At 73.3% G+C, this 7,228-nt stretch carries 5 protein-coding genes; all 5 read left to right on the forward strand.

What is annotated here, in order from left to right; translation table 11 throughout:
* Nucleotides 1–137: 137 nt before the first annotated feature.
* Nucleotides 138–1,643: a metallophosphoesterase family protein gene (locus tag ACFWGJ_RS39590; RefSeq protein ID WP_387333809.1), complete on the forward strand. Its 1,506-nt coding sequence runs from the start codon at nt 138–140 to the stop codon at nt 1,641–1,643.
* Nucleotides 1,644–1,756: 113 nt separating this feature from the next.
* The gene (locus tag ACFWGJ_RS39595) at nt 1,757–2,119 is read left to right on the forward strand and encodes a cupin domain-containing protein (RefSeq protein WP_387333810.1); all 363 of its coding nucleotides are present in this window, start codon (nt 1,757–1,759) and stop codon (nt 2,117–2,119) included.
* Nucleotides 2,120–2,278: 159 nt separating this feature from the next.
* Nucleotides 2,279–4,672 (forward strand): tetratricopeptide repeat protein, encoded by a 2,394-nt coding sequence (locus ACFWGJ_RS39600; protein ID WP_387333811.1) that lies wholly within the window; start codon nt 2,279–2,281, stop codon nt 4,670–4,672.
* Between the two features lie 104 nt (nt 4,673–4,776).
* The gene (locus tag ACFWGJ_RS39605; protein WP_387333812.1) at nt 4,777–5,910 is read left to right on the forward strand and encodes a hypothetical protein; all 1,134 of its coding nucleotides are present in this window, start codon (nt 4,777–4,779) and stop codon (nt 5,908–5,910) included.
* Complete coding sequence (locus tag ACFWGJ_RS39610; RefSeq protein ID WP_387333813.1) at nt 5,907–7,217, forward strand: alpha-glucoside ABC transporter substrate-binding protein; 1,311 nt, start codon at nt 5,907–5,909, stop codon at nt 7,215–7,217. The genes ACFWGJ_RS39605 and ACFWGJ_RS39610 overlap by 4 nt, the downstream gene beginning before the upstream one ends.
* Nucleotides 7,218–7,228: the final 11 nt, after the last annotated feature.

The raw sequence follows: 7,228 nt of genomic DNA on the forward strand, positions 1-7,228 counted from the left end.
GTTCCCCGCGCCCCTAAGGAAACCGGCCGCACCCCCTGCCTTTAAGGGGCGCGGGGAACTGCGCGGCCAGCCACAGTCGGCCCGCAGACGAAGATCCCAACCCCCCGCCCCGCCAACCGCATTGTTAACGTTCGCGGATGTCCGACTCCTCACGCGACACCGCGGCCGGCGCAGGCTGGGGCGACACCGAACGCGGCGCGTACACGCACCTGATGCCACAGCGGACCGAGAAGTTGTCCTGGGTGAACCCCAAAACCCTGTGGCCCGCCCGCAACGGCACGCTCGCCTCCCTCTTCGGCGACCCGACGGCCCACACCCGCACACGCTGGGTGGAGCAACGGACGGCCGCCGGCGCCCCGCCCGACAAGGTGTTCAGACACCCCGCCCCGGACACCTTCTCCTTCATGGTGATAGGGGACACCGGCGAGGGCGACGAACCCCAGTACGCCGTCGTGCCGGGCTTCCTGAAGGCCGGTCAGGACACCGAGTTCGCCGTGCTCGCCAGCGACGTGATCTACCCGGTCGGCGCCACCGACGACTACGGCACGAAGTTCTTCCGCCCGTACCAGGACTACCAGGCGCCGATCTACGCGATACCCGGCAACCACGACTGGTACGAGGACCTGGACGGCTTCATGCGCGTCTTCTGCGACGCACAGCCCCTCCCACCGCAGCCCCGGCCCCGCCGCCTGTCGTCGGCCTGGTGGCGTTCACTGCTGTGGCACAAGCCGCGCGCCCCCGACGAACAACGCCTGGCGGAGGCGCGGAAGTTGCGTTCGGCCCCCGCCCAACAGGTCGTCCAGCCGGGCCCGTACTGGGCCGTCGACGCGGGCCCGGTGCGGATCATAGGCATCGACACCGGACTGCTCGGAACCGTGGACGCCGAACAGGGCCGCTGGCTGCGCGAGGTCTCCCGGGGCGACACCCCCAAGATCCTCGTCACCGGCTCCCCGCTGTACGTGGACGCCGAGCACCACCCCTGCCCCATCGACGGCGGCGGCACGGTCGACGACATCGTGCGCGATCCCGCCCATCACTACGTGGCCGCGATAGGCGGTGACATCCACAACTACCAGCGCTACCCGGTGGCCGTGGACGGCCGCACCATCCAGTACGTGGTCGCCGGTGGCGGCGGAGCCTTCATGCACGCCACCCACACCATGCCGCGCGTCTCCGTCGGCGGGGTCACCGAGGGCGACTTCCGCTGCTATCCGCTGCGCGGCGACTCGCTGGCCTTCTACAGCCGCCTCTACGGGCGCCGGCTGCGGATGCGGCGCTTCTTCACACTCACCGAGGACCAGGCGACCGCCGTCGTCTCCGAACGTCTCGGCATCCCCCCGACCCGGGCCAGGGCCGGGGCCGGGTCCACCCGTGTCACCGCGCGCACCCGCCTCGTCGCGAGCCTGCTGGGCGCGGGCCGCCGCCCCGACCGCACGGCGCGTCTGCGCCTGCCGGTGCGCGAGGCCTACACGCAGCTCTTCTCGCCGGGGTCGGCGACGTACAGTCCGCCGTTCTTCAAGTGCTTCCTGCGCCTGGACGTCACCCCGGAGTCCGTCCGGCTGCGCTGCTTCTCGGCGACGGGGAACCTGCCGCAGGAACTCGATCCCCCCGTCGAGGACGAGGTGGTCATCCCCCTGGTGTGACGCGGGGCGATCCGCAGGGCCGTTCCCCCGATTGGCGGCGCCCGGCTTGCGGGCGGACGATGAGGAGGACAGGGCTCCGAGGCCACTGGACACGCTGGATTGGAGGGACCGTCATGATGGAGATCAAGGCGGTCGAGAAACCGGACGAACGGCGGGACTTCCCGCACGGTCACCTGGAGACCGTGCACCTCACCGGGCTCGACTTCGCCGTGGCGACGTTCGAGCCGGGCTGGCGCTGGTCCGAGTCCGTGGGACCGATCGCGGGCACCGAGAGCTGCCAGGTCCACCACAACGGTTACGTCGTCCGGGGCCGGATGCGGATCCGGATGGACGACGGCGCCGAGGGCGAGGTCGGCGCCGGAGACGTCTTCGTCTGCCCGCCCGGCCATGACGCCTGGGTCGTCGGGGACGAACCCACCGTGGTGTTCGACTTCGCCGGAGGCATGGCGCAGGAGTACGCGAAGGCCACCGACTGACACCTGCCGCATCGGCACCCCGCCCGGCGCCGGACCCGCCGGGCGGCTTCCCCGGGCTCCCCCAGGTCGGCCGCCCGTGGACACGCCGGTCGACTCCGACACAGCATCTCCCCCTCGGTACGGGGTCATTCGGAGCCGCCGCGTCTATTCTGGGGTCGCATGGAGGGGGCAGCGGGCAACGGGGGGACCGGTGAACTGCCGGAGTCCAGTGCGTCGTTCGGCCCGCTCGTGGTCTCCTCGCCGATTCTGCGGGCCGCGCACGTCGTCCTGCCCGAGGAGAGCCCCGACCCCGTGCTGCTGCCGTCGATCACCCTGCTCGACCGGGCGGCGTCCCACGGCGGCGACCGGGAGGAACTGCCCCTGCCGTCGGGGCAGCTGCTCGCGGGGCAGTACCGGCTGATCCGGCCGCTGGGCTACGGCGGGATGGGCGAGGTCTATCTCGCGCTCGACACCAAGGTCGACAACCGCGAGGTCGCCATCAAGATCCTCCACCCGCAGCAGGCGGCGGTCTCCTCGGGCGCGCTGGCCCAGGAGCGGCGGGCCCTGGTCGATCTCAGCCACGGCGACATCATCCGCGTCTTCAACTACGGGCACCATCCGGAGGTCGGCGACTTCCTCGTGCTGCAGTACGTGGACGGCCTCACGCTCGAAGAGGTACGGGCCCGGGTGCAGGTGAACCCGGAGGAGTTCGGCGGGGGCCGCTTCCACGAGTTCGTACTCGCCTACGGGGTACGGATCCTGGCCGCTCTCGGGCATCTGCACGCCGACCGGCCCGGCAAGGTCTACGGCGACCTCAAGCCGGACAACGTGATGCACGACGGCACCGCCACGAAGATCATCGATGTGGGGAGCGTCCGCTCCGCCGGGCTGCCCGGCCACACCACGGAGGGCTTCCGGGCGCCGACCGTCGGCCCGCGCGGCCAGTCGACCGGCCAGGACGACCTGTTCAGCCTCGGGGAGACCCTGCGCAGGCTGAGCGGGCTGGGGCGCTGTCCCGGCGACCTGGCGGAGCTGGGCCGCCTGGACATGATCGGTCCGCCGGCCGGCCCCCGGGAGTCACCGGGCGGGGGCGACGGCTCCCGGCATCCGGGGACACTCCCCATGACGGCGCCTCCTCCCCACGGGCTCGGTCTGGTGTCGCTGGCCCGGGTGCTGCACCGCGCCACCCGCGCCGAACGGGCCGAACGGTTCGCCACCGCGCGCGAGATGGAGGAGCAACTGCGCGGAGTCTTCCGGGAGTTGCGGTCGCTGCGGACCGGGGTGGAGACCTTCGAGCCCTCCCCGCTCTTCTTCCAGTCGCCGTACGCGCTCGACGCGGCCCTCGGTTCGGCACCGCCGGTCACCCGGTGGGCCGCACCGGACGCGCCCGCCCCGTACGCGCCGCCGTCGCCCGCCGAGGTCGCCAGCCGGCTGCCCGTGCCCCGGCCCGATCCGCAGGATCTCCATCACGCCGAGCTGAGCAGGCTGGCCGACGCGGCTCCCGAGGCGCTGCTGCAGCACACCGGGGACTGGCAGGACTCCCCGGAGGTCCTGCTGCTGCGCTGCCGTCTGCGGTTGCGCAGCGCCGGGAGGGGCACCTCGGCCGCCGGGCGGGAACTGCGGTCCGCCGAGACCCTGATCGGCGCCGAGCACGCCCCGCACGACTGGCGGCTGGACTGGCACCGCGGACTGCTCGCGCTCGGACAGGACCGGGTCGGGGCGGCCAGGCGCCACTTCGACGAGGTCTTCGCGGCGATCCCGGGCGAGTACGCGCCGAAGCTGGCCCTCGGTTACTGCGCCGAGCGCCTCGGCCGCTGGCAGGAGGCGCTGACGTTCTACGAGGCGGTCCGGCTGCGCAATCCGTCCCTCGGCTCCGCCGCGTTCGGCGCGGCGCGGGCCCGTCTCGCGCTGGGCGGCGAGCCCGCGTGGGACGACGCCGTACGGGCCCTGGACGCGGTGCCGCAGCACTCGCGGCACCGGACGGCCGCGCGCACGGCGGCGGTACGGGTCGGGGTCGAGCACGTGCGCACCGCCGAGCGCCCGGACGAGGCGGCCGACCGGCTCCGCGAGGTGCTGGCGAGGCTGGCCCGGCTGTTCCACGCGCACGGGCTGACGGACGAACAGGCCCGGGTCCGTATGACGGCGGAGGTGTGGGAGGCGGTACGGGTTGCCCTGGTCCGGGGTGCGATCGACGCGGCGGGGCTGGCCGGGCTCGCCGCGGGCGCCGACGCGCGGCTGGGCCTTCCCTCCGACGAACCCGGGCTGCGCAGAGAGCTGTCCCGTCTCTATCTCACCCTCGCGCACCAGGCGGCCCGTTCCGCCGCCGCCGAGGACGGGGCCGTCGCCGAGACCCTGCTGGACCGTGCCTACGCGGTCCGCCCGCTCGCCTTCCGGCACCACCGGGACAGCCCGTGGCTCGGGAAGAGGGCGACGGCGTGGCTGCGCACGATCGCCCATACGCCGTCGCAGGGGTCGCAAAGACCGCCCCAGGGATCCCCCGAGTCGCAGGAACCTCACCACCCACAGCACCCGCAGCACCCGCAGGGCGAGAACGCCCGGACGGCCCGCGAGTGACCGGTACGGCACGACGCGGACGTACGGCCCGGGGCGCGGGTGCCGCCCTCGCGCCGCCCCCGGCCCCACCGCCCGCGCGTCCGCGCCGGGCCGCGCGGGGAACGGTGGCCGTCGTCGCCGAACTCGCCCGCCGGCTCTGGCGCTACCTGTGGCCCTCGCCCGCCGGCCGCCGCAACCGCGCGTACCTGCGGGACCGGCTCATCGCGCTGCCCCTGCTCTTCGTGGTCGCGTTCGGCACGCTCGGGTGGGCGTACACGGACGTGCGCGACGACTCGGCACATCTGCGGGACCGGCTGGCCCCCGCGCTGGTCGGCCTCTCGAACGCCAAGGCGTCGCTGTTCATCGCGCAGGGCGAGGCCGAGAAGAACCTCTCCGTGGCGGGGGCGGCCGAACTCGGCGGCCTCAGCGAGCGGTACCGCACCCGGGTGGCGCGGGCGACGCAGAGCCTCAACCAGGTCACCCGCAGCGGAGCCCTGACCGTCGCCGAGGAGCAGGAGCTGCGTGTGGTGTCCGCGCTGGTCGTCGACTACACGGGGTGGATCGGACGGGCCCAGGGCCACGCGAACGACGCCGTGCTGCGGGACGCCGAACTGACCTACGCGCGCAGCATGCTCTGTTCGGAGCCGGTCGCCGCCGCCGACCGGCAGGACCGCTATCCGCCGTGTCCGCCGTCGACCGGTTCCGGCGCGACCTCGATCGTGGACCGCGTCACGGCGCTGGAGCGGCAGTTGCGCGAACGGCTCGCGGAACGGGCCGCCTGGGGCGGGGGCGTGCTCACCGCGGCCGTGGTCTCCGCTCTCGCCCTCGTGCTGCTCGCCGTCGGGCTCTGGCGCACGGTGGTGTTCCTGCGCCGCCGCTTCCGGATCCGGCTCAGCCTTCCGCTGGCGGCGGCCACCCTGCCGCTGCTCGCCGTACCGCTCCTCGCGGCCGACGCAATGCTCGCGCAGAACGCCCAGGCACGGTCCGTGCCCCTGGCCGAGGCGCTGGCCGAGCGGACCTCCCCGCGGACGGAGACGATCGCCGAGGAACGCCCCTTCGACGGACCCGATCCCCTGGCCATCGAGGTACTGGAGACGCGTATCGACGAGAAGCTGTCCGACGGCAGGCTCCCCTTCCTCGACGGAGTCGCGCCCTTCGTCCTCCCCGCGGGTCTGCTCGCCGCCGGTCTCGTCGGCGGCGCCCTGCACGCGTACCGCCGCGAGTATCTCGTGGTCGCCCGCCCGGGAGCCGTCTCATGACCCGCCCCGGGCGTGCTGGGCCCGGCGTGTGTCTGCTGCGGGGGCTGCGTGTGCTGATGGCCGGATGTCTGCTCGCCCTGGTTCCCGGCTGTGCCTCCGAGGCCCCCGACCCCCTCGTCGTCCTGGGCCCGTGGACCGGCAAGGAGGGCGAGGCCTTCGAGGCAGCGCTCCAGCGGCTCGACGACGGGACCGGCAGGACGTACACCTACGAGGGCACCCGTTCCCTGCGCGAGACGCTCGTCTCGCAGCTGGAGGCGGACACCCCGCCGGACGTGGCGGTCCTCAACAGCATCGGCGAACTCACCGAGTACGCCCGCCGCGGCAAGCTGAAGCCGCTCGCCGCGCCGACCCGCGAACGCGCCTTCTCCCCCTGGGCGCCGGAACTCCTGGTGGACAACAGCCGCCGCACCTACTGGGTACCGCTGAAGGTCGACCTGAAGAGCCTGGTGTGGAGCAAGAAGGGCACGCCGAGCGACGATCCGACGTGGTGCGTGGGACTCGCCTCGCAGGCCACCTCGGGCTGGCCCGGTACGGACTGGATCGAGGACATCCTGCTCCACCAGGCGGGTACCGGCCCGTACGAGAAATGGGCCACGAGCAGGCTCAGCTGGCGCGACCCCGACGTCGTACGGGCGTGGACGACCTGGGCGGAACTGCTCGACGGCCGTTCCGACGACTCCGTCGAACAGTCGCTGACCACGTCGTACGAGGGCACGTCCGGTCCGGCCGGGCCCCGCGGACTGCTGAACTCCCCCGGCTTCGCGTGCACGCACGAACACCAGAGCGCCTTCATCCGGTACGTGTACGCGGGCGACGACATCCGGGTGGAGCCGTCGGCGCGGTTCCTGCGCGGGCGGGCCGAGAACCGGGACGCGTTCGAGGTGGCCGGTGACATGGCGGCCGTCTTCAGCGACGACCCGGACGCCCAGGAGCTGGTCGAGCGGCTGTCGAGCCCGGCCGGGCGAAAGCTGTGGCGGGCCGAGGCGGATCCCGCGGTGCGTCCGCTGTTCCCCGACACGAAGGGGCTGCCTGCCACGGAGTCCGCGGACACCGTCGAGCAGGAGATCGACGGGCTGCTCAACTCACCGGCCCGCACCCTGTGTTTCGACGCCTCGGACGTGATGCCGCCCGAGCTGCGGGACGCCTTCCACCGGGCGGTCCTGGAGTTCTTCCGCGATCCCGCGAGGAAGCATCTCGACTCGCTGCTGCGGCAGTTGGACACCATACGGGTCCAGGTGGACGAGGACGCGGACGACGCCCGCTCGTTCCGGCCGCCCGAGCACGTCTGCGCCGGCCCGGGCGGCTGACTCCCCACGCC

The sequence above is a fragment of the Streptomyces sp. NPDC060205 genome, assembly GCF_042728395.1.
Taxonomy (GTDB): Bacteria; Actinomycetota; Actinomycetes; order Streptomycetales; family Streptomycetaceae; genus Streptomyces.